Here is a 22,645-nt window from a genome sequence, read left to right as displayed (position 1 = left end):
GTCGGCGACCGAAGCAGACAGACCCTGCCGTGCCACGACTCCCGAGGCGGGCGGGCCGGTTCGTGCCCCGGTACCCGCGGCGGGCCGGCCGGTACGCGCTGCGGGTCGCCTCGCTGGCGGCCGCCCTCGGCACCTGGCAGCTGCTGACCAGCCTGGACGTCAACCTGTGGCTGCGCTTCTCGCAGTTCCCCACGGTCACCGACGTGGCCCACGCCTTCACCGCCCGGCTGTCCGGCCCCGACTACTGGACGGACCTCGCCGACAGCCTCACCCGCATCCTCACCGGCTTTCTCCTGGCGGCCGTCCTGGGCGTGGCGACGGGCGTACTCGTGGCACGCTCGCGGCTCGCGGAGGACCTGCTCGGCCCGGTGCTCGAGGTGATCCGGCCGGTCCCCGCCATCGCCCTCGTCCCTGTCGCGATCCTCCTGTTCCCCTCCAACGAACAGGGCATCGTCTTCATCACCTGCACCGCCGCCTTCTTCCCGGTCCTCGTCTCCACCCGGCACGCGGTCCGCGCGCTGTCCCCGGTGTGGGAGGAGGCGGTGCTCACGATGGGCGGCGGCCGGTGGCGGATCCTCGCCTCGGTGGTGCTGCCGGGCGCGCTGCCCGGCATCTTCGGCGGCCTGTCGGTCGGCATCGGCGTCTCGTGGATCTGTGTGATCTCCGCCGAGATGATCTCCGGCCAGTACGGCGTCGGTTACCGCACCTGGCAGGACTACACCGTCGTCGACTACCCGGGCGTCTTCGTCGGCATGGTCACCATCGGTGTCCTCGGCTGGCTCACCTCCACGGCCGTGGAGCTGCTGGGCCGCCGCCTGACCCACTGGCTCCCACGCACGTCGTACGCCCCCGGGACGCGTGTCCCCCGGGCCCGCGCTGTCGCCCCCACCCCTGTGACGGCGGGTTCCAAGACCGAGGAGGAGGTGCCCCATGACCAGCTCGTCTGAGGTCCGCTCCACGCGGCAGGCACGGACCGGTGCCGGGCTCACCCTGCGTGGCGCCACGCTCGGCCGCCCTGGCGCGATCGCGCTGGACGAGATGGACCTCGACGTGGCGCCCGGCGAGATCCTCTCCGTGGTCGGCCCCTCGGGCTGCGGCAAGTCGACGCTGCTGCGCACCTTCGCGGGGCTGCTGCCCCCGCTCGCCGGCACGGTCGCCCAGGACGGGGGTCCGCTGACCGGCCCCGCCGCCGACCGCGCCCTGGTCTTCCAGGAGGACGCCCTGCTGCCGTGGCGCAGCCTGCGCGCCAATGTCGAACTCCCGCTCGCCATCCAGGGGTTGCCGCGCGGGCCGCGCAGGGAACAGGCCGACGCCTGGCTCGACCGGGTCGGACTCGCCGACCGGGCCCGGCAGTTGCCGCACCGAGTCTCCGGGGGCCAGCGCCAGCGCGCGCAACTGGCCCGTGCCCTCGCCACCCGACCGCGTGCCGTCCTGATGGACGAGCCGTTCGGAGCGCTCGACGCCCAGACCCGCGCCGGCATGCAGGACCTGCTGGTGGAGGTGCTGCGCGGCACGGGCGCGACCGTCGTCTTCGTCACCCACGATGTCGACGAGGCCCTGTTCCTCGGCGACCGTGTGGCCCTGCTCGGCGCGGGCGGCCTGATCGCGGTCCGGGACGTCCCGAGCCCCCGCGACCGCACGGCGCACGACGACCCGGCGCGCGTGGCACTGCGGCGTGACGTCCTCACCTCCCTCAGTACCTGATTCCTCAGTACGTGAAAGGCACCCTGGTGGACACCACCCCGGACACCCCCACGGCCGGCACCGCGGACAGCCCCCTGGCGATCCCCGCTCTCACCGACGCCGAGGAACTGACCTGCGACGTTCTCGTCATCGGAGGCGGCACCGCCGGCACCATGGCCGCCCTGACCGCCGCCGAGCGCGGTGCGAACGTCCTGCTCCTGGAGAAGGCCCACGTCCGCCACTCCGGCGCCCTCGCCATGGGCATGGACGGCGTCAACAACGCGGTCATTCCGGGTCGTGCCGAGCCCGACGACTACGTCGCGGAGATCACCCGCGCCAACGACGGCATCGTCGATCAGTCCACCGTCCGCCAGACCGCGACCCGCGGCTTCGCCATGGTGCAGCGCCTGGAGTCGTACGGCGTGAAGTTCGAGAAGGACGAGCACGGCGACTACGCGGTCCGCCAGGTCCACCGCTCCGGCTCCTATGTGCTGCCGATGCCGGAGGGCAAGGACGTCAAGAAGGTGCTGTACCGGCAGCTGCGGCGGCGCGAGATGCGGGAGCGGATCCGCATCGAGAACCGGGTGATGCCGGTGCGCGTGCTGACCTCGCCGGGGGACGGGCGGGCCGTGGGGGCGGCGGGCTTCAACACCCGTACGGGGCAGTTCGTCACCGTCCGCGCGGGCGCGGTGATCCTCGCCACCGGCGCCTGCGGCCGCCTCGGCCTGCCCGCCTCCGGCTACCTGTACGGCACGTACGAGAACCCCACCAACGCGGGCGACGGCTACGCCATGGCCTACCACGCGGGCGCCGAGCTCACCGGCATCGAGTGCTTCCAGATCAACCCGCTGATCAAGGACTACAACGGCCCGGCCTGCGCCTACGTCGCCAACCCCTTCGGCGGCTACCAGGTCAACCGGCACGGCGAACGCTTCGTCGACTCCGACTACTGGTCGGGCCAGATGATGGCGGAGTTCGCGGCGGAGGTCGCCTCCGACCGGGGCCCCGTGTACCTGAAGCTGAGCCACCTCCCGGAGGAGTCGGTCTCGGCCCTGGAGTCGATCCTGCACTCCACGGAGCGCCCGACCCGTGGCACCTTCCACTCCGGCCGCGGCCACGACTACCGCACCCACGACATCGAGATGCACATCTCCGAGATCGGCCTGTGCGGCGGCCATTCGGCCTCGGGCGTCCGCGTCGACGAGCACGCCCGTACGACCGTCCCCCGTCTCTACGCGGCCGGCGACCTGGCCTGCGTCCCGCACAACTACATGATCGGCGCGTTCGTCTTCGGCGACCTGGCGGGCTCGGACGCGGCCCACTACCGGCCGTACGAGGGCGAGTTGCCGACCGATCAACTGCACGACGCCCACGAGCTGATCTACCGCCCCCTGCACAACCCGGACGGCCCGCCGCAGACCCAGGTCGAGTACAAGCTGCGCCGCTTCGTGAACGACTACGTGGCCCCGCCGAAGTCGGGCGCCCGGCTGTCCCTGGCCCTGGAGGCGTTCGAGCGGATGCGCGCCGACATCGCGGAGATGGGTGCCCACACCCCGCACGAGCTGATGCGTTGCGCGGAGGTCAGCTTCATCCGTGACTGCGCGGAGATGGCCGCCCGTGCCTCTCTGGCCCGCACGGAATCCCGCTGGGGCCTCTACCACGATCGTCTCGACCACCCGCAGCGCGACGACGCGTCCTGGTTCCACCACCTCGATCTGCACAAGTCCCCCTCTGGTGCGATGGAGTTCACGGCTCGTCCCGTGGCTCCCTATCTGGTCCCGATCGAGGAGTTCACCCCGACCGGCGGTGCGTCCCGGCACATCGGCGAGGTGCACGCCGAACAGGTGGCGAAGGCCGGGGCGCAGGATGTGACTCCGGTGGCCACCCAGGCCGGGGCGGCAGAGCCGGAGCGGGACGGTGACCGGGAGAGCGCTCACGCCCGCCCTGTCGCCGAGCAGTCCTCGGCCCGTCTCCTCGAACTCGTCGCCCTCGCCGAGGAGCAGCCCGAACTCGATGCCCTCCGGCCGTACTTGGCCGACCCTTCTCCCGCCGTCCGACGCGAGTCGGTCGCCGTCCTGACCGAGGCGCTGCCGACGGGGACGGGGCCCGCCCTCGCCGAGGCGCTCCGGGACCCCGCCGCCGAGGTGCGTGCCACTGCCGCCGCCTCGTTGCGCGAGCTCGTCGAGACACTCCCGCCCGAACCCGCCCTGCGCGACGGCCTCGGCGCCGCCCTGGCCGAGTCCGATCCGGTCGTCCGCGCCGCCGCACTGGATGTGCTGCGCGCCCTGCGTCTCGGTGACGCGGCACTCTTCGCGGGCTCTCTGGCGGATTCCGACACCGCCGTCCGCATCGAGGCCGTACGTGCGCTGGTGTCCGTCGACGCCGCCGAAGAGCTCGCCCGCGCGGCGACCATCGACCCGTCACGCGAGGTCCGCGTCACGATCGCCAAGGCCCTGGCGACGGTGTTCGCGGGCTCGGCTGCGGGGGGCTCGGCTGCGGAGGCTGCGACCGGGAAGGGCCCGGCCTCCGAGAACCCGGCTTCGAAGGGCACCGCGCCTGAGAACCCGCGTGCGGCCACCGTCGAGCCCACGCACGACCCCGTGCTCGACTCCGCTTCCGACCCCGACCCCGTCCACACCGCCCTCGCCGCCCTGATCGACGATTCCGACGCCCTGGTGCGCGGCGCGGCCTATGGAGCGCTGGGCACCACCGGCTGCCCCCCACCGCTCGCCACCCGGGCCACGGCCGCTCTGGCCGACCCCGCCTGGCAGGTCCGGTCGGGCGCCGCCACCGCCCTGTCCGCGGCGGACCCCGACACGGCCGTCCCCGCGCTGGCCAAGGCCCTGGCCGACCCGAACGCCGACGTCCGCAAGGCCGCGGTCCTGGCCCTGACCCGCCACGCCGACACCGAGGCTGCCCGGGCGGCCCTGTCCACGGCCACCACCGACACGGACGCGGACGTCAGGGCGTACGCCACCCGGGCCCTGTGAGAAGGCCGGCGCCGGTGCCCGAGCCGGTGCCAGAAACCTCGCCTATGCCTATATCCAGTCCTCCGGCTCGGGCTCCTCATCCATCTCCGGCCAGTCGTCGAAGCCCGATGCCGAACTCGATCCCGAGCCTGAACCTGGCCCCGGGTCGGTGTCGCGCGCCGGGCTCGGCGCGGGGGCCACGCCGGCTTCCGTCGGGTTCGGCGCCGCGGCCCCCGGAGGTCCGCCCAGTCCGGCGAGCACCCCGACCACGCCCTCCCCGTACGTCACCAGCTTCTTCTCACCGACGCCGCTGACCCCACCGAGCTGCCGCACCGAGGTGGGCCACACCGTCGCGATCTCCCGCAGTGTCGCGTCGTGGAAGATGACGTACGCCGGAACGCCGTGTTCCCGTGCCTGCTCGGCCCGCCAGGCACGCAGCGCCTCGAAGGCCGGCTGCAGGGCCTCGGGCAGCTCGGCCACCGCGGCCTTGGCCTTGCGCTCGCCCCGCCCGGAGCCGGACGAGCCGGACCCCGACGCCGACCGCGAGGCCACCGGCTTCTTCGGCTCCTTGCGCAACGGCACCTCCCGCTCCCGCCGCAGCACCGACCCGCTCGCCTCGGTCAGCACCAGCGTGCCGTAGTCCCCCTCGACCGAGAGGAGTCCCTGCGCCAGCAACTGCCGTACGACACCTCGCCATTCGCCCTCGGAGAGTTCCTCGCCGATACCGAACACGGACAGCTGGTCGTGGTCGAACTGGATCACCTTGGCTGTCCGCTTGCCCTGCAGGATGTCGACGATCTGCACCGCGCCGAACTTCTGTCCCCGCTCCCGCTGCAGCCGCACCACCGTCGACAGCACCTTCTGCGCGGCGACCGTGCCGTCCCACGTCTCCGGCGGGACGAGGCAGGTGTCGCAGTTGCCGCAGCCCGTCGGATCGGGGTCCTGACCGAAGTAGGCCAGAAGCTGGCCGCGTCGGCACTGGGCCGTCTCGCACAGCGCGAGCATCGAGTCCAGGTGGGCGGCGGCCCGGCGCCGGAACGCCTCGTCGCCCTCACCGGACTGGATCAGCTTGCGCTGCTGTATGACGTCGTTGAGTCCGTACGCCATCCATGCCGTGGACGGCAGCCCGTCACGGCCGGCGCGGCCCGTCTCCTGGTAGTAGCCCTCGACCGACTTGGGCAGGTCGAAGTGGGCCACGAAGCGGACGTCCGGCTTGTCGATCCCCATGCCGAAGGCGATGGTGGCGACCACGACCAGGCCGTCCTCCCGCAGGAAGCGGGACTGGTGGGCCGCGCGGGTGCCCGCGTCGAGGCCCGCGTGGTACGGCACCGCCTCGATGCCGTTGCGGGACAGGAACTCGGCGGTCGCGTCCACCGACTTGCGCGAGAGGCAGTACACGATGCCCGCGTCACCCGCGTGCTCCTCGCGCAGAAAGCCCAGCAGCTGCTTCTTGGGGTCGGCCTTCGGCACGACCCGGTACTGGATGTTGGGCCGGTCGAAGCTCGCCACGAAGTGGCGGGCCTGCGGCATGTTCAGCCGCTGGGTGATCTCCTGGTGCGTCGCGTGCGTGGCCGTCGCCGTCAGCGCGATGCGCGGGACATCCGGCCAGCGCTCGCCGAGCAGTGACAGGGACAGGTAGTCGGGGCGGAAGTCGTGGCCCCACTGGGACACGCAGTGCGCCTCGTCGATCGCGAAGACCGCGATCTTGCCGCGCGAGAGCAGGTCCAGGGTGGAGTCCAGCCGCAGCCGCTCCGGCGCCAGGTACAGCAGGTCCAGCTCGCCCGCCAGATACTCGGCCTCCACGACTCGCCGCTCGTCGAAGTCCTGCGTGGAGTTCATGAACCCGGCGCGCACACCCAGCGCCCGCAGCGCGTCGACCTGGTCCTGCATCAGCGCGATGAGCGGCGAGACCACAATGCCCGTACCGGGTCTGACCAGGGACGGAATCTGGTAGCAGAGTGACTTTCCGCCGCCGGTCGGCATGAGGACGACGGCGTCACCGCCGGCCACCACATGCTCGATGACCTCTCCCTGCGCGCCGCGGAAGGCCTCGTACCCGAAGACGCGGTGCAGCGCGGCCAGTGCCTCGCTCTGCGTCGCCGACGTCTCGGTGATACCTGGCATCTCGATGATCCCGCCCGTCCCGCCCATAGCCATGTCCCCCGTACGTCGTCCCTCGACCACTGCGTCCACGATAGGGCTCAGGACCGACAGCGCCTGAGTTATCCACAGGCGGCACGGGCCAGGCGGCGCCCGCAGTGTTCCCGCAGTGCGCCCGAGAACAAGGAGTGGGCCCCGGTTCCCCATCGGGGAACCGGGGCCCATCACGCCAGAGGCGCAGGTCAGCGCACGAACACTCCCGCCTGGTTCGCCAGGTCCAGGAAGTACTGCGGCGCGACACCCAGGACCAGCGTCACCGCCACACCGACCCCGATCGCCGTCGTCGTCAGCGGCGACGGCACGGCCACGGTCGGGCCATCGGGCCGCGGCTCACTGAAGAACATCAGCACGATGACGCGGATGTAGAAGAAGGCCGCGATCGCGGACGAGATCACACCCACCACGACCAGCGGGGCCGCGCCGCCCTCCGCCGCCGCCTTGAACACGGCGAACTTCCCGGCGAACCCGGAGGTCAGCGGGATGCCCGCGAAGGCCAGCAGGAAGACCGCGAACACGGCCGCCACCAGCGGTGAACGCCGGCCGAGCCCAGCCCACTTGGACAGGTGGGTCGCCTCGCCGCCGGCGTCCCGTACAAGCGTGACCACCGCGAACGCCCCGATGGTGACGAACGAGTACGCGGCCAGATAGAAGAGGACCGAGGACACACCGTCGGGCGTGGTCGCGATGACACCCGCGAGGATGAAGCCCGCGTGCGCGATGGACGAGTACGCCAGCAGCCGCTTGATGTCGGTCTGCGTGATCGCGACGATCGCACCGCCGAGCATGGTGACGATCGCGACGCCCCACATGACCGGCCGCCAGTCCCAGCGCAGCCCCGGCAGCACCACGTACAGGACCCTCAGCAGCGCGCCGAAGGCCGCCACCTTGGTCGCCGCCGCCATGAACCCCGTCACCGGCGTCGGCGCGCCCTGGTAGACGTCGGGCGTCCACATGTGGAACGGCACCGCGCCGACCTTGAAGAGCAGGCCCATCATCAGCATCGCGGCACCGATGAGCAGCAGTGCGTCGTTGCCCATGGTGTCGGCGAGCGCCGGGTCGACGGTCGTGATCGTGCCGTCGACGACCTGCGCGATCGTCGCGTACGACATGGAGCCCGCATAGCCGTACAGCAGTGCGATGCCGAACAGGGTGAACGCGGAGGCGAACGCGCCGAGCAGGAAGTACTTGACCGCGGCCTCCTGCGACATCAGCCGCTTGCGGCGGGCCAGCGCGCACAGCAGGTACAGCGGGAGCGAGAAGACCTCCAGCGCCACGAACAGTGTCAGCAGGTCGTTGGCGGCCGGGAAGATCAGCATGCCGGCGATCGCGAACAGCAGCAGCGGGAACACCTCGGTGGTGGTGAACCCGGCCTTCACCGCGGCCTTCTCCGCGTCGCTGCCGGGCACCGAGGCCGCCTGTGCGGCGAAGGAGTCGACGCGGTTGCCGTGCGTCTCGGGGTCGAGCCGCCGTTCGGCGAAGGTGAACAGGCCGACCACGCCCGCCAGCAGGATCGTGCCCTGCAGGAAAAGGGCTGGGCCGTCGACGGCGATCGCGCCCATCGCCACGATGCCGGCCTTCGTCGTCGCGTACCCGTCGGAGGCGAGTGCGACGACCGCGGCGAAGGCGGAGGCCAACGCGACCACGGACACGAACAGTTGGGCGTAGTAACGGGACTTGCGGGGGACGAACGCCTCGACCAGCACCCCGATGAGCGCCGCGCCGACGATGATCAGGATGGGCGACAGTTGTCCGTACTCGAACTTCGGTGCGTCGATCTTCGAGATCGGATCGGCCGCGGTTGTCCACAGGCTGTGGACGGCTGTTGCGCTCACTTGGCCGCCTCCACCTCGGGCTGGGGGTCCTTCTTCTGTACATCGGACATGGTCTGCTTGACCGCCGGGTCGATGATGTCCGTGACCGGCTTCGGGTAGACACCCAGGAAGATCAACAGCACCACCAGCGGGGCTACGACCACGAGTTCCCGCACCCTGAGATCCGGCATCGTCGCGACCTCGGGTTTCACCGGGCCCGTCATCGTCCTCTGGTAGAGGACGAGGACGTAGAGCGCGGCGAGCACGATGCCGAACGTGGCGATGATCCCGACCACCGGGTAGCGCGCGAACGTGCCCACCAGGACCAGGAACTCGCTCACGAAGGGCGCGAGCCCCGGCAGTGACAGCGTCGCGAGGCCACCGATCAGGAAGGTACCGGCGAGCACCGGGGCGACCTTCTGCACTCCGCCGTAGTCGGCGATGAGCCGCGAGCCGCGACGGGAGATCAGGAAGCCGGCCACCAGCATCAACGCGGCGGTCGAAATCCCGTGGTTGACCATGTAGAGGGTCGCCCCGGACTGGCCCTGGCTGGTCATCGCGAAGATGCCCAGGATGATGAAGCCGAAGTGCGAGATCGACGCGTACGCCACCAGCCGCTTGATGTCCCGCTGGCCGACGGCGACCAGCGCCCCGTAGATGATGCTGATCAGCGCCAGTACGAGGATGACGGGCGTCGCCCATTTCGACGCCTCCGGGAACAGCTGGAGGCAGAAGCGGAGCATCGCGAAGGTGCCCACCTTGTCGACGACCGCCGTGATGAGGACGGCGACCGGGGCGGTGGCCTCCCCCATCGCGTTGGGCAGCCAGGTATGCAGCGGCCACAGGGGCGCCTTCACCGCGAACGCGAAGAAGAAGCCCAGGAACAGCCAGCGTTCGGTGTTGGTCGCCATGTCGAGCGAGCCGTTGGCCCGGGCCTCGGCGATCTCCTGGAGCGAGAAGCTCCCGGCGACCACGTACAGACCGATCACCGCGGCCAGCATGATCAGGCCGCCGACCAGGTTGTAGAGCAGGAACTTCACGGCCGCGTACGACCGTTGCGTGGACGCCGTCTCCTCGCCGTGTTCATGGGCACGGTCCCCGAAGCCGCCGATGAGGAAGTACATCGGGATCAGCATGGCTTCGAAGAAGATGTAGAAGAGGAAGACGTCGGTGGCCTCGAAGGAGAGGATCACCATCGCCTCGACGGCCAGGATCAGGGCGAAGAAGCCCTGAGTCGGCCGCCACCGCTTGTTGCCGGTCTCCAGCGGGTCGGCGTCGTGCCACCCCGCGAGGATGATGAACGGGATCAGCAGCGCGGTCAGCGCGACGAGCGCCACCCCGATGCCGTCCACGCCCAGCTCGTACCGGACCCCGAAGTCCTTGATCCAGGAGTGGGATTCGGTGAGCTGGTAGCGGTCGCCGTCCGGGTCGAAACGCACCAGGACGACGGCGGCGAGCACAAGGGTGGCGAGCGAGACGAGCAGCGCGAGCCACTTGGCCGCGGTGCGCCGGGCGGCCGGTACGGCGGCTGTGGCGATCGCGCCGAGGGCCGGGAGCGCCGCCGTCGCTGTCAGCAGGGGAAAGGACATCGGTATCAGACCGCCCTCATCAGCAGGGTCGCGGCGACGAGGACCGCCGCACCGCCGAACATCGAGACCGCGTACGACCGCGCGAAGCCGTTCTGCAGCCTGCGCATCCGCCCGGAGAGGCCGCCCATCGAGGCCGCCGTGCCGTTGACGACACCGTCGACCAGGGTGTGGTCGACGTACACCAGGGAGCGCGTGAGGTGTTCCCCGCCTCGGACCAGGACCACGTGGTTGAAGTCGTCCTGGAGCAGGTCGCGCCGGGCGGCCCGGGTGAGCAGCGACCCGCGAGGGGCGAGGACCGGGACCGGACGGCGGCCGTACTGGCCGTACGCGATGGCGACACCGACGACGAGAACCACCATCGTGGCGCTGGTGACCGTCAGGGCGCTGACCGGGGAGTCCCCGTGGCTGTGGCCGGTGACGGGCTCGAGCCAGTGCAGGAAGCGGTCGCCGATGCTGAAGAATCCACCCGCGAAGACCGATCCGAAGGCCAGCACGATCATCGGGATCGTCATGGACCTGGGCGACTCGTGCGGGTGCGGTTCGGCGTGCTCGCCGTGGTGCTCGGCGGCGGGCTCCACGCTCGGCTCGGCCGGAGAGGGCGTCGGAGCGTTGCGCCAGCGTTCCTCTCCGAAGAACGTCATCAGCATCACGCGCGTCATGTAGTACGCCGTGATGGCCGCGCCCAGCAGGGCGCATCCGCCGAGGATCCAGCCCTCGGTGCCGCCCTTGGCGAACGCCGCCTCGATGATCTTGTCCTTGGAGAAGAAGCCGGACAGGCCGGGGAAGCCGATGATGGCGAGGTAGCCGAGGCCGAAGGTGATGAAGGTGATCGGCATGTACTTCCTGAGGCCGCCGTACTTCCTCATGTCGACCTCGTCGTTCATGCCGTGCATGACCGAACCGGCGCCGAGGAAGAGCCCGGCCTTGAAGAAGCCGTGCGTCACCAGGTGCATGATCGCGAAAACGTAGCCGATGGGGCCGAGGCCCGCGGCGAGGACCATGTAGCCGATCTGCGACATGGTCGAGCCGGCCAGTGCCTTCTTGATGTCGTCCTTCGCGCAACCGACGATCGCACCGAACAGGAGCGTGACGGCACCCACGATGGTGACGACGAGTTGGGCGTCGGGGGCGGCGTTGAAGATGGCCGCGGAGCGGACGATCAGGTACACGCCCGCGGTGACCATCGTGGCGGCGTGAATGAGGGCCGAGACCGGAGTCGGGCCCTCCATGGCGTCCCCGAGCCAGGACTGCAGCGGCACCTGGGCGGACTTGCCGCAGGCGGCGAGCAGCAGCATCAGGGCGATCGCGGTGAGCTTGCCCTCGGTGGCGTCACCGGCGAGTCCCGGCTCCTCGAGGGTGCCGAGCAACGGGCCGAAGGCGAAGGTGCCGAAGGTCGTGAACATCAGCATGATCGCGATCGACAGGCCCATGTCGCCGACGCGGTTGACCAGGAAGGCCTTCTTCGCCGCGGTGGCCGCGCTGGGCTTGTGCTGCCAGAACCCGATCAGCAGGTAGGACGCCAGACCGACGCCCTCCCAGCCGACGTACAGCAGGAGGTAGTTGTCGGCGAGGACGAGCAGCAGCATCGCCGCGAGGAACAGGTTCAGGTAGCCGAAGAAGCGGCGACGGCGCTCGTCGTGCTCCATGTACCCGACCGAGTACAGGTGGATCAGCGAGCCGACGCCGGTGATCAGCAGCACGAAGGTCATCGACAGCTGATCGAGTTGGAAGCCGACGTCCGCCTGGAAGCCCTCGACCGGGACCCAGCTGAACAGGTGCTGGGTGAGCGTGCGGTGTTCGGCGTCCTTGCCGAGCAGGTCGGCGAAGAGGACCACGCCGACCACGAAGGACGCGGCGGCCAGGGCCGTGCCGATCCAGTGGCCGACGGCGTCCAGTCTCCGGCCGCCGCACAGCAGGACCGCCGCTCCGAGCAGGGGCGCCGCGACGAGCAGCGCAATCAGGTTCTCCACGATTCAGCGACCCCTTACAGCTTCATCAAACTGGCGTCGTCGACCGAGGCCGAGTGGCGGGAACGGAACAGCGACACGATGATCGCGAGCCCGACCACGACCTCCGCGGCGGCGACGACCATCGTGAAGAAGGCGATGATCTGGCCGTCGAGATTGCCGTGCATCCGGGAGAAGGCGACGAACGCGAGGTTGCAGGCGTTGAGCATCAGCTCGACGCACATGAACACCACGATCGCGTTGCGCCTGATCAGCACTCCGGTGGCGCCGATCGTGAACAACAGGGCGGCGAGATAGAGGTAGTTGACGGGGTTCACTTCGACGCCTCCTCGGCCCGCTTGAGGTTCGCCGGTTGGATCTCGGTACGCTCCAGGCGCTCCGTGGAGCGCTGCTCCAGGACCCGCAGGTCGTTGAGCGCCTCCTGCGACACGTCACGGATCTGTCCCCGCTCCCGCAGCGTCTTGCTGACGGTGAGGTCGGACGGGGTGCCGTCGGGCAGCAGGCCCGCGATGTCCACGGCGTTGTGCCGGGCGTACACGCCGGGCGCCGGCAGCGGCGGCAGGTGCTTGTTCTCGCGCACCCGCTGCTCGGCCAGCTCGCGCTGGGACTTGGGGCGCTCGGTGCGCTCGCGGTGGGTGAGCACCATGGCGCCGACGGCCGCGGTGATCAGCAGCGCGCCGGTGATCTCGAAGGCGAACACGTACTTCGTGAAGATGAGGGCGGCGAGGCCCTCCACGTTGCCGTTGGCGTTGGCCTGGCCGAGACCGTTGAACTCCGTGAGGGAGGCGTTGCCGATGCCCGCGAACAGCAGGACGGCGAAGCCGAGTCCGCACAGCAGGGCCAGCCAGCGCTGGCCCTTGATGGTCTCCTTGAGGGAGTCCGCCGCGGTGACGCCGACGAGCATCACCACGAACAGGAACAGCATCATGATCGCGCCGGTGTAGACGACGATCTGGACGACGCCCAGGAAGTAGGCGCCGTTGGCGAGGTAGAACACCGCGAGGATGATCATGGTGCCGGCGAGACAGAGCGCGCTGTGCACGGCCCTCTTCATGAAGACGGTGCACAGAGCGCCGATCACGGCGACGGTGCCGAGCACCCAGAACTGGAAGGCCTCGCCCGTGGAGGTGGAGTAGGCGGCCAGAGTCATGTCCCCACCTCCTCCTCGGAGGACTTCTCGCCCTTGGAGACGGCGATCTGCTGCTCCGTGCCCGGCGCCGCCTCCGTCACCAGGCCCCGGTAGTAGTCCTGCTCGTCCGTGCCGGGGTAGATGGCGTGCGGGCTGTCGACCATGCCGTCCTCGAGGCCCGCGAGCAGCTGTTCCTTGGTGTAGATGAGGTTGGCGCGGCTGGAGTCGGCCAGTTCGAACTCGTTGGTCATCGTCAACGCGCGCGTGGGGCACGCCTCGATGCACAGGCCGCACAGGATGCAGCGGGCGTAGTTGATCTGGTAGACGCGGCCGTACCGCTCGCCCGGCGAGTAGCGCTCCTCGTCGGTGTTGTCGGCGCCTTCCACATAGATGGCGTCGGCGGGGCAGGCCCAGGCGCACAGCTCGCAGCCGACGCATTTCTCCAGGCCGTCCGGATGGCGGTTGAGCTGGTGCCGTCCGTGGAAGCGGGGAGCGGTGGTCTTCTGCTGCTCCGGGTACTGCTCGGTCAGCCGCTTCTTGAACATGGCCTTGAAGGTCACGCCGAAGCCGGCCACGGGGTTCTGGAAACCGGGCTTGGTCTCCTTGGGCTCCTCAGCCATCGGACGCCTCCTTTCCATCCAGAGATCCGTCACTCTGAGTATCGGGCCCACCACTGACAATCAGCTCCCGCTCGCGGGACGAGCGGCGCCTTGGCACTGGTGGAAGCTCCTGTCCGGGCAGCGGCGGTACGGGGAATCCGCCCGCCATCGGGTCGAACCCGGCCGGTTCCTCGGCGGCCCGCTCGGCCGTCTTCGCCTTCTCGCGGAACATGTCGACGACGAAGGAGAGAAGCAGCAGGACGAGGACCCCGCCGACGACGTACAGGACGATGTCGGCGAAGTCGTAGTTCTCGTTCCTGAGGGTCCGCACGGTGGCGACGAGCATCAGCCAGACCAGGGAGATCGGGATGAGGACCTTCCAGCCGAGCTTCATCAGCTGGTCGTAGCGGACCCGCGGGAGGGTGCCGCGCAGCCAGATGAAGAAGAACAGCAACAGCTGCACCTTGATCACGAACCAGAGCAGCGGCCACCAGCCGTGGTTGGCGCCCTCCCAGAAGGTGCTGATCGGCCACGGGGCCCGCCAGCCGCCCAGGAAGAGCGTCGTCGACACGGCCGAGACCGTCACCATGTTCACGTACTCGGCGAGCATGAACAGCGCGAACTTGATCGACGAGTACTCGGTGTTGAAACCGCCGACCAGGTCGCCCTCGGACTCCGGCATGTCGAAGGGGGCGCGGTTGGTCTCGCCGACCATCGTCACGATGTAGATCAGGAAGGAGACCGGCAGCAGCAGGATGTACCAGCGGTCCTGCTGCTGTTCGACGATCGTGGAGGTCGACATCGACCCCGAGTAGAGGAACACCGACGCGAACGCGGCGCCCATGGCGATCTCGTACGAGATCATCTGCGCGCAGGAGCGCAGCCCGCCCAGCAGCGGATACGTGGATCCGGAGCTCCAACCGGCGAGCACGATGCCGTAGATGCCGACCGAGGCGACCGCGAGGATGTAGAGCATCGCGATCGGCAGGTCGGTGAGCTGCATCGCGGTGCGGTGCCCGAAGATCGAGATCTCGTTGCCGGCCGGGCCGAAGGGGATCACCGCGATCGCCATGAAGGCCGGGATGGCCGCGATGATCGGCGCGAGGACGTACACCACCTTGTCCGCGCGCTTGACGATGACGTCTTCCTTGAGCATCAGCTTGATGCCGTCGGCGAGCGACTGGAGCATGCCCCAGGGACCGTGCCGGTTGGGGCCGATGCGCAGCTGCATCCAGGCGACGACCTTGCGCTCCCACACGATGGAGAACAGCACGGTCACCATCAGGAAGGCGAAGCAGAACACCGCCTTGATGACGACGAGCCACCAGGGGTCGGTGCCGAACATCGAGAGGTCTTCAGCGGCGAGGTACGGCCTCATGCCTCCACCTCCTCGGTGACTTCGGCGGCGAGCGTCGCCGGTCCGATGCGGACGAGTGAACCGGGCCGCGCCCCGGTGTCGGAGGCGACGCCCCCGCCCACGGAGTTCAGCGGGAGCCAGACCACCCGGTCGGGCATCTCGGTGATCCGAAGGGGGAGTTCGACCGTGCCGGTGGCCGCGGTCACGGCGAGCACGTCGCCGTCCTTCACGCCCGCCTCGGCGGCCGTGGCGGGCGACACGCGCGCGTGGGCCGCGTGCCGCGTCCCGGCGAGCGCCTCGTCGCCCTGCTGGAGGAGACCCCGGTCGAGCAGCAGCCGGTGCCCTGCCAGTACGGCCTCTCCGGCGGCCGGCCTCGGCAAGGAGGCCGCGGTCTCCAGGGGGTCGGTGGCGCGCGGCCCGTCCCAGGGTCCCAGCCGGTCCAGCTCCGCGCGCGCGGTGCGCAGATCCGGCAGCCCCAGGTGTACGTCCATGGCGTCGGCCAGCATCTGCAGTACGCGCGCGTCGGTGGGCGCGAGACTGCGGGTCATGTGGTCGGGCTTGAGCGCGGCCTCGAAGAAGCGCACCCGGCCTTCCCAGTTGAGGAAGGTGCCGGCCTTCTCGGCCACCGCGGCGACCGGAAGGACGACGTCCGCGAGCTCGGTGACCTCGCTGGGCCGCAGCTCCAGCGACACCAGGAAGCCGGCCTCCTGGAGTGCTTCACGCGCGCGTGCCGGGTCCGGCAGGTCCTCGACCTCGACGCCGGCGATCACCAGCGCCTGGAGTTCGCCCCTGGCGGCGGCCTCGACCATCTGGCCGGTGTCGCGCCCGTAGCGGTGCGGCAGTTCGGCCAGGCCCCAGACCGCGGCGACCTCGTCCCGCGCGCGCGGGTCGGTCGCCGGACGTCCGCCCGGCAGCAGCGAGGGCAGCGCGCCCGCCTCGACGGCACCGCGCTCCCCGGCCCGGCGCGGGATCCACACCAGCTGCGCGCCGATCGCGGACGAGGCCCTTACGGCGGCGGCCAGTCCGCCCGCCACGGAGGCCAGCCGCTCTCCTACGACGATCACCGCGCCCTCGGCCCGCAGTGCCTCGGCGGCCGTCGCGCCGCCGTCCTCCAGCCCGACCCCGCTCGCGAGCGCTTCGAGCCACTCGGTCTCGGTGCCTGGGGCGGCCGGCAGCAGCGTGCCGCCCGCCTTCTCCAGGCCGCGCGTGGCGTGTGTGGCGAGGGAGAAGACCTTCTGTCCGTGCTTGCGCCAGGCCTTGCGCAGCCTCAGGAAGACGCCGGGCGCCTCCTCCTCGGCCTCGAACCCGACCAGCAGAACGGCGGGTGCCTTCTCCAGAGCGGTGTACGTGACGCCCGTACCGTCGAGGTCACGGCCGCGTCCGGCGACCTGGGCGGCCAGGAAGTCGGCTTCCTCGCCGCTGTGCACGCGCGCGCGGAAGTCGATGTCGTTGGTGTCGAGTGCCACGCGTGCGAACTTGCTGTACGCGTAGGCGTCCTCGATGGTGAGGCGGCCGCCGGTCAGGACCCCGGCCCGCCCGCGCGAGGCGAGCAGTCCCTGGGCCGCGATCTGCAGCGCCTCCGGCCAGGAGGCCGGCACCAGGTCACCCTCCGGGTTGCGCACCAGGGGTGTCTGGAGCCGGTCCCGCTGCTGCGCGTACCGGAACCCGAACCGTCCCTTGTCGCAGATCCACTCCTCGTTGACCTCGGGGTCGTCGGCCGCGAGCCGCCTCATGACCTTGCCGCGCCGGTGGTCGGTGCGGGTGGCGCAGCCGCCGGAGCAGTGCTCGCACACGGAGGGCGAGGAGACCAGGTCGAAGGGACGGGAGCGGAATCGGTACGCCGCCGAGGTCAGCGCGCCGACCGGGCAGATCTGGATGGTGTTGCCGGAGAAGTACGACTCGAAGGGGTCGCCCTCGCCGGTGCCGACCTGCTGAAGCGCGCCCCGCTCGATCAGCTCGATCATCGGGTCGCCCGCGACCTGGTTGGAGAACCGGGTGCAGCGGGCGCACAGCACGCACCGCTCACGGTCGAGCAGCACCTGCGTGGAGATCGCCACGGGCTTCTCGTACGTCCGCTTCTTTCCCTCGAAGCGGGACTCTGCCTGCCCGTGCGACATCGCCTGGTTCTGCAGCGGGCACTCGCCGCCCTTGTCGCAGACGGGGCAGTCCAGCGGGTGGTTGATGAGGAGCAGCTCCATCACACCGTGCTGGGCCTTCTCGGCGACCGGCGAGGTGAGGTGGGTCTTCACCACCATCCCGTCCGTGCACGTGATCGTGCAGGACGCCATCGGTTTGCGCTGGCCCTCGACCTCGACGATGCACTGGCGGCAGGCGCCGGCCGGGTCGAGGAGAGGGTGGTCGCAGAACCGGGGGATCTCGATGCCGAGCTGCTCGGCGGCCCGGATGACCAGGGTGCCCTTGGGCACGCTGATCTCGACGCCGTCGATCGTCAGCGCCACGAGGTCCTCCGGCGGGACCGCCGCCTCGCCCCCGCCCGAGGGAGCGCTGGTGGTCACAGTCATGCGTTCACCTCCGTGCGGTCGGCCCAGGCCGTCGACTTGGCCGGGTCGAAGGGGCAGCCGCGGCCCGTGATGTGCTGCTCGTACTCCTCACGGAAGTACTTGAGCGAGGAGAAGATCGGCGACGCGGCACCGTCGCCGAGGGCGCAGAAGGACTTGCCGTTGATGTTGTCGGCGATGTCGTTCAGCTTGTCGAGGTCGGACATGACGCCCTTGCCGGCCTCGATGTCACGCAGCAACTGCACGAGCCAGTACGTCCCTTCGCGGCACGGTGTGCACTTGCCGCAGGACTCGTGGGCGTAGAACTCGGTCCAGCGGGTGACGGCACGGACCACGCAGGTCGTCTCGTCGAAACATTGCAGAGCTTTTGTGCCGAGCATGGAACCCGCGGCGCCCACTCCTTCGTAATCAAGAGGGACGTCGAGATGCTCGTCGGTGAACATCGGAGTCGAGGAGCCGCCCGGCGTCCAGAACTTGAGGCGATGTCCGGCTCGCATGCCGCCGCTCATGTCGAGGAGTTGGCGGAGCGTGATGCCGAGCGGGGCCTCGTACTGACCGGGATTGGTGACATGGCCGCTGAGCGAGTAGAGCGTGAAGCCCGGGGACTTCTCGCTGCCCATCGACCTGAACCACTCCTTGCCCTTCTGCAGGATCGCGGGAACTGACGCGATCGATTCGACGTTATTCACCACAGTCGGGCACGCATAGAGGCCCGCGACGGCAGGGAAAGGGGGACGGAGCCGCGGTTGACCCCGGCGGCCTTCGAGCGAGTCGAGCAGTGCGGTCTCCTCACCGCAGATGTACGCGCCCGCGCCCGCGTGCACGGTGAGTTGGAGGTCGAGTCCGCTGCCCAGGATGTTCTCGCCGAGGTAGCCCGCCGCGTAGGCCTCACGCACGGCCTCGTGCAACCGCCGCAACACAGGGACGACTTCACCACGCAGATAGATGAAGGCATGCGAAGACCTGATGGCATAACACGCGATGACAATGCCCTCGATGAGGCTGTGCGGGTTCGCGAAGAGGAGCGGGATGTCCTTGCAGGTCCCTGGCTCCGACTCGTCGGCGTTGACAACTAGATAGTGCGGCTTTCCATCTCCCTGCGGAATGAACTGCCATTTCATTCCCGTCGGGAATCCCGCGCCACCGCGCCCGCGCAGACCGGAGTCCTTGACGTACGCGATCAGGTCGTCCGGCGACATGGCGAGCGCCTTGCGGAGTCCCTCGTATCCTTCGTGCCTTCGGTAGACATCCAGAGTCCAGGACTCGTCCTCGTCCCAGAAGGCCGACAGCACGGGTGCGAGCAGCTTCTCGGGGCTGGTGTCTTTGAGTTCGGCTGCCAACGTCATCACTCCCCCTCCTCGGCGGCAGGCCCTGCCGGGTGGGCTGGGTCGGAGGCCGACGTGTCCTGTGGCGCGTCGTGTGAGCTCAGGTGCTCGGTCGGTGACGGTTCATGGACGGCCCTGTCCTGCGGCTCGTCGTGCGGACCGCCTTCGTGCGGACCGCCGTTGCGCGGATGGACCACGCGCGCGGGTGCGGCCTCTCCCCTTGCCAGGCGAAGGCCCACCAGCGAAGCGGGTCCCGCTCCGCCGCTTGCCCCGACGGCCCCGGGCCGCTCGTCGGGGAAGCCGGCCAGGATCCGGGCGGTCTCCTTGAAGGTGCACAGCGGCGCCCCGCGCGTGGGCTCGACAGTGCGGTCGGCACGCAGGTCGTCGACGAGGCGCTTGGCGGTGGCGGGGGTCTGGTTGTCGAAGAACTCCCAGTTGACCATCACCACCGGCGCGAAGTCGCAGGCCGCGTTGCACTCGATGTGCTCCAGGGTGACCTTGCCGTCGTCGGTGGTCTCGCCATTGCCGATGCCCAGGTGTTCCTGGAGGGTCTCGAAGATCGCGTCGCCGCCCATCACCGCACACAGCGTGTTGGTGCAGACACCCACCTGGTAGTCACCGCTGGGCCGCCGCCGGTACATGGAGTAGAAGGTGGCGACCGCGGTGACCTCGGCCGTGGTCAGGCCCAGCACGTCCGCGCAGAACCGCATCCCGGTGCGCGTGACATGGCCCTCCTCCGACTGCACGAGATGCAGCAACGGCAGGAGCGCCGAGCGGGAGTCCGGGTAGCGGGCGATGATCTCCCGCGCATCCGTCTCCAGCCTCGCTCGGACGTCGTCCGGGTAAGCGGGTGCGGGCAGTTCGGGCATGCCCAGGCTGACGCCCCGCTCCGAAGAAGAGGTGGTCACCGGTCGACGCCTCCCATCACGGGGTCGATGGATGCGACAGCGACGATGACGTCGGCGACCTGGCCGCCCTCGCACATCGCCGCCATGGCCTGCAGGTTGGTGAAGGACGGGTCACGGAAGTGGACCCGGTAGGGGCGGGTGCCGCCGTCGGACACGGCGTGCACCCCGAGTTCGCCCTTGGGCGACTCGACCGCCACGTACGCCTGTCCCGGCGGCACGCGGAAACCCTCGGTGACCAGCTTGAAGTGGTGGATCAGGGCCTCCATGGAGGTGCCCATGATCTTCTTGATGTGGTCGAGGGAGTTGCCGAGGCCGTCCGGGCCCAGGGCGAGCTGGGCGGGCCAGGCGATCTTCTTGTCGGCGATCATGACCGGGCCGGGCTGCAGCCGGTCCAGGCACTGCTCGACGATCCTGAGGGACTGGCGCATCTCCTCCAGCCGGACCAGGAAGCGGCCGTAGGAGTCGCAGGAGTCGGCGGTGGGGACGTCGAAGTCGAACGTCTCGTAGCCGCAGTACGGCTGCGCCTTGCGCAGGTCGTGCGGCAGGCCGGTGGAGCGCAGGATCGGGCCGGTGGCGCCGAGGGCCATGCAGCCGGCCAGGTCGAGATAGCCGACGTCCTGCATACGGGCCTTGAAGATGGGGTTCCCGGTGGCGAGCTTGTCGTACTCCGGGAGGTTCTTCTTCATCTTCTTCACGAACTCGCGGATGTGGTCCACCGCGCCGGGCGGCAGGTCCTGCGCGAGTCCGCCGGGGCGGATGTACGCGTGGTTCATCCGAAGGCCCGTGATGAGCTCGTAGATGTCGAGAATCATTTCACGATCACGGAATCCGTAGATCATGATCGTGGTGGCGCCGAGTTCCATGCCGCCGGTGGCGATGCACACCAGGTGCGAGGACAGCCGGTTCAGCTCCATCAGGAGCACCCGGATGAGGGTGGCGCGGTCCGGGATCTGGTCCTCGATGCCGAGGAGCTTCTCGACGGCGAGACAGTAGGCGGTCTCGTTGAAGAAGGACGTCAGGTAGTCCATACGCGTCACGAACGTGGTGCCCTGCGTCCACGTGCGGAACTCGGTGTTCTTCTCGATGCCGGTGTGCAGATAACCGATGCCGCAGCGGGCCTCGGTGACCGTCTCGCCGTCGATCTCCAGGATGAGGCGGAGCACTCCGTGGGTGGAGGGGTGCTGCGGCCCCATGTTGACGACGATGCGTTCGTCGTCGGCGCGGGCCGCGGACTGGACGACCTCGTCCCAGTCACCGCCGGTGACCGTGTAGACGGTGCCCTCTGTGGTCTCCCGAGGGGAGGCATGCGAAGTGCTCACGAGTACGACCTCCGCTGGTCCGGAGCCGGGATCTGGGCGCCCTTGTACTCGACGGGGATGCCGCCGAGGGGGTAGTCCTTGCGCTGCGGGTGGCCCTGCCAGTCGTCCGGCATCATGATCCGCGTCAACGCCGGGTGACCGTCGAAGACGATGCCGAAGAAGTCGTAGGTCTCGCGCTCGTGCCAGTCGTTGGTCGGATAGACGGAGACCAGCGACGGGATGTGCCGGTCGGTGTCCGGGGCGCTGACTTCGAGGCGGATCAGCCGGTTGTGGGTGATCGAGCGCAGGTGGTAGACGGCGTGCAGCTCGCGGCCGGTGTCGTGGGGGTAGTGGACGCCGCTCACGCCGGTGCAGAGCTCGAAGCGCAGGGCGGGGTCGTCGCGCAGGGTGCCGGCGACGCGGAGCAGGTGCTCACGTTCGATGTGGAAGGTGAGCTCGTCGCGGTCGACGACCGTCTTCTCGATCGCGTTGCCGGGCAGGAGACCCTGTTCCTCCAGCGCGCCTTCCAGCTCGTCGGCGACCTCGTCGAACCACCCGCCGTAGGGACGGCTCGCCACTCCCGGGAGCCGGACCGAGCGGACCAGGCCGCCGTAGCCGGAGGTGTCGCCGCCGTTGTTGGCGCCGAACATGCCGCGCTGGACGCGGATCTCCTCGCCACCCTCGCCGCGCTGGCCGGGGAGGTTGTCGGTGCCGAGGTCCTTTTCGGGGTTCACCCCGTTCGACCCGCCCGCACCCGTGGTGCCGTTCGCGTCGCTCACCGCAGCAGCCCCTTCATCTCGATCATCGGCAGGGCCTTGAGCGCCGCTTCCTCCGCCTCCCGAGCCGCCTCCTCGGCGTTCACGCCGAGCTTGGAGGTCTGGATCTTCTGGTGAAGCTTGAGGATGGCGTCCATCAGCATCTCCGGCCGTGGCGGACAGCCGGGGAGATAGATGTCGACCGGGACGATGTGGTCGACGCCCTGGACGATGGCGTAGTTGTTGAACATGCCGCCCGAGGAGGCGCAGACCCCCATGGAGATCACCCACTTGGGGTTCGGCATCTGGTCGTAGACCTGCCTGAGCACCGGCGCCATCTTCTGGCTGACCCGGCCGGCCACGATCATCAGGTCCGCCTGCCGCGGGGATCCGCGGAAGACCTCCATGCCGAAGCGCGCCAGGTCGTAGCGGCCGGCGCCGGTGGTCATCATCTCGATGGCACAGCACGCGAGGCCGAAGGTGGCGGGGAAGACGGACGACTTGCGCACCCAGCCCGCGGCCTGCTCGACGGTGGTCAGTAGAAAGCCGCTCGGCAGCTTTTCTTCGAGTCCCATG

At 69.6% G+C, this 22,645-nt stretch carries 17 protein-coding genes; 3 read left to right on the top strand and 14 right to left on the bottom strand.

All coding sequences use genetic code 11. The features are described 5' to 3' along the window. The first annotated feature begins 62 nt into the window (after positions 1 to 62). The 3 genes from AB0H86_RS37385 to AB0H86_RS37375 are packed head-to-tail and all read left to right on the top strand — an operon-like array spanning position 63 to position 4,673. On the top strand, positions 63 to 947 hold the full coding sequence (locus AB0H86_RS37385) for an ABC transporter permease (protein WP_362449388.1): 885 nt from the start codon (positions 63 to 65) through the stop codon (positions 945 to 947). Next, positions 931 to 1,704 (top strand): ABC transporter ATP-binding protein, encoded by a 774-nt coding sequence (locus AB0H86_RS37380; RefSeq protein WP_362449355.1) that lies wholly within the window; start codon positions 931 to 933, stop codon positions 1,702 to 1,704. The genes AB0H86_RS37385 and AB0H86_RS37380 overlap by 17 nt, the downstream gene beginning before the upstream one ends. 11 nt (positions 1,705 to 1,715) lie before the next feature. Then, complete coding sequence (locus AB0H86_RS37375) at positions 1,716 to 4,673, top strand: fumarate reductase/succinate dehydrogenase flavoprotein subunit (protein ID WP_362449353.1); 2,958 nt, start codon at positions 1,716 to 1,718, stop codon at positions 4,671 to 4,673. A gap of 48 nt (positions 4,674 to 4,721) precedes the next feature. Here the strand turns inward: AB0H86_RS37375 and recQ are convergent, their stop codons facing one another. From recQ to AB0H86_RS37305, 14 genes are all read right to left on the bottom strand, one after another. Continuing rightward, complete coding sequence (recQ, locus tag AB0H86_RS37370; protein WP_362449386.1) at positions 4,722 to 6,803, bottom strand: DNA helicase RecQ; 2,082 nt, start codon at positions 6,801 to 6,803, stop codon at positions 4,722 to 4,724. 191 nt (positions 6,804 to 6,994) lie between these two features. Then, entirely contained in the window at positions 6,995 to 8,644 is a 1,650-nt protein-coding gene (gene nuoN, locus AB0H86_RS37365; protein ID WP_362449351.1) for an NADH-quinone oxidoreductase subunit NuoN, read from the bottom strand. Next, a complete protein-coding gene (locus AB0H86_RS37360; protein WP_362449349.1) occupies positions 8,641 to 10,212 on the bottom strand; it encodes an NADH-quinone oxidoreductase subunit M in 1,572 nt (523 codons plus the stop codon). Before AB0H86_RS37360 ends, nuoN begins: the two co-directional genes overlap by 4 nt. A gap of 5 nt (positions 10,213 to 10,217) precedes the next feature. Continuing rightward, complete coding sequence (nuoL, locus tag AB0H86_RS37355; RefSeq protein ID WP_362449347.1) at positions 10,218 to 12,182, bottom strand: NADH-quinone oxidoreductase subunit L; 1,965 nt, start codon at positions 12,180 to 12,182, stop codon at positions 10,218 to 10,220. Positions 12,183 to 12,196: 14 nt separating this feature from the next. Beyond that, positions 12,197 to 12,496 carry an NADH-quinone oxidoreductase subunit NuoK gene (gene nuoK / locus AB0H86_RS37350; RefSeq protein ID WP_004927567.1) on the bottom strand — a complete coding sequence of 100 codons (300 nt, stop codon included), beginning with the start codon at positions 12,494 to 12,496 and terminating at the stop codon, positions 12,197 to 12,199. Next, positions 12,493 to 13,329: an NADH-quinone oxidoreductase subunit J gene (locus AB0H86_RS37345; protein WP_362449345.1), complete on the bottom strand. Its 837-nt coding sequence runs from the start codon at positions 13,327 to 13,329 to the stop codon at positions 12,493 to 12,495. The genes nuoK and AB0H86_RS37345 overlap by 4 nt, the downstream gene beginning before the upstream one ends. After that, positions 13,326 to 13,928, bottom strand: coding sequence for an NADH-quinone oxidoreductase subunit NuoI (gene nuoI, locus AB0H86_RS37340; protein WP_362449343.1), 603 nt, complete (start codon positions 13,926 to 13,928; stop codon positions 13,326 to 13,328). Before nuoI ends, AB0H86_RS37345 begins: the two co-directional genes overlap by 4 nt. Then, positions 13,921 to 15,285 carry an NADH-quinone oxidoreductase subunit NuoH gene (nuoH, locus tag AB0H86_RS37335; protein WP_362449341.1) on the bottom strand — a complete coding sequence of 455 codons (1,365 nt, stop codon included), beginning with the start codon at positions 15,283 to 15,285 and terminating at the stop codon, positions 13,921 to 13,923. Before nuoH ends, nuoI begins: the two co-directional genes overlap by 8 nt. Then, positions 15,282 to 17,786: an NADH-quinone oxidoreductase subunit G gene (locus AB0H86_RS37330; protein WP_362449339.1), complete on the bottom strand. Its 2,505-nt coding sequence runs from the start codon at positions 17,784 to 17,786 to the stop codon at positions 15,282 to 15,284. Before AB0H86_RS37330 ends, nuoH begins: the two co-directional genes overlap by 4 nt. Continuing rightward, on the bottom strand, positions 17,783 to 19,132 hold the full coding sequence (gene nuoF / locus AB0H86_RS37325) for an NADH-quinone oxidoreductase subunit NuoF (protein ID WP_362449337.1): 1,350 nt from the start codon (positions 19,130 to 19,132) through the stop codon (positions 17,783 to 17,785). The genes AB0H86_RS37330 and nuoF overlap by 4 nt, the downstream gene beginning before the upstream one ends. Further along, entirely contained in the window at positions 19,129 to 20,016 is an 888-nt protein-coding gene (gene nuoE, locus AB0H86_RS37320) for an NADH-quinone oxidoreductase subunit NuoE (RefSeq protein ID WP_362449335.1), read from the bottom strand. The genes nuoF and nuoE overlap by 4 nt, the downstream gene beginning before the upstream one ends. Then, positions 20,013 to 21,335 carry an NADH-quinone oxidoreductase subunit D gene (locus AB0H86_RS37315; RefSeq protein ID WP_362449333.1) on the bottom strand — a complete coding sequence of 441 codons (1,323 nt, stop codon included), beginning with the start codon at positions 21,333 to 21,335 and terminating at the stop codon, positions 20,013 to 20,015. Before AB0H86_RS37315 ends, nuoE begins: the two co-directional genes overlap by 4 nt. Next, positions 21,332 to 22,093, bottom strand: coding sequence for an NADH-quinone oxidoreductase subunit C (locus tag AB0H86_RS37310; RefSeq protein WP_362449331.1), 762 nt, complete (start codon positions 22,091 to 22,093; stop codon positions 21,332 to 21,334). The genes AB0H86_RS37315 and AB0H86_RS37310 overlap by 4 nt, the downstream gene beginning before the upstream one ends. Then, entirely contained in the window at positions 22,090 to 22,644 is a 555-nt protein-coding gene (locus AB0H86_RS37305; RefSeq protein WP_362449329.1) for an NADH-quinone oxidoreductase subunit B family protein, read from the bottom strand. Before AB0H86_RS37305 ends, AB0H86_RS37310 begins: the two co-directional genes overlap by 4 nt. Between the last annotated feature and the right edge of the window lies 1 nt (position 22,645).

The organism is Streptomyces sp. NPDC050997, from assembly GCF_040660135.1.
Lineage (GTDB): Bacteria > Actinomycetota > Actinomycetes > Streptomycetales > Streptomycetaceae > Streptomyces.
The sequence above is the reverse complement of the archived record's forward strand: the minus strand, read 5'-3'. Positions and strand labels throughout refer to the sequence as shown.

Coding starts and splice junctions, on each gene's coding strand:
- AB0H86_RS37380 (WP_362449355.1), top strand. CDS start 931: ATGACCAGCTCGTCTGAGGTCCGCTCCACGCGGCAGGCACGGACCGGT.
- recQ (WP_362449386.1), bottom strand. CDS start 6,803: ATGGGCGGGACGGGCGGGATCATCGAGATGCCAGGTATCACCGAGACG.
- AB0H86_RS37360 (WP_362449349.1), bottom strand. CDS start 10,212: ATGTCCTTTCCCCTGCTGACAGCGACGGCGGCGCTCCCGGCCCTCGGC.
- AB0H86_RS37345 (WP_362449345.1), bottom strand. CDS start 13,329: ATGACTCTGGCCGCCTACTCCACCTCCACGGGCGAGGCCTTCCAGTTC.
- nuoI (WP_362449343.1), bottom strand. CDS start 13,928: ATGGCTGAGGAGCCCAAGGAGACCAAGCCCGGTTTCCAGAACCCCGTG.
- nuoH (WP_362449341.1), bottom strand. CDS start 15,285: ATGAGGCCGTACCTCGCCGCTGAAGACCTCTCGATGTTCGGCACCGAC.
- AB0H86_RS37330 (WP_362449339.1), bottom strand. CDS start 17,786: ATGACTGTGACCACCAGCGCTCCCTCGGGCGGGGGCGAGGCGGCGGTC.
- AB0H86_RS37305 (WP_362449329.1), bottom strand. CDS start 22,644: ATGGGACTCGAAGAAAAGCTGCCGAGCGGCTTTCTACTGACCACCGTC.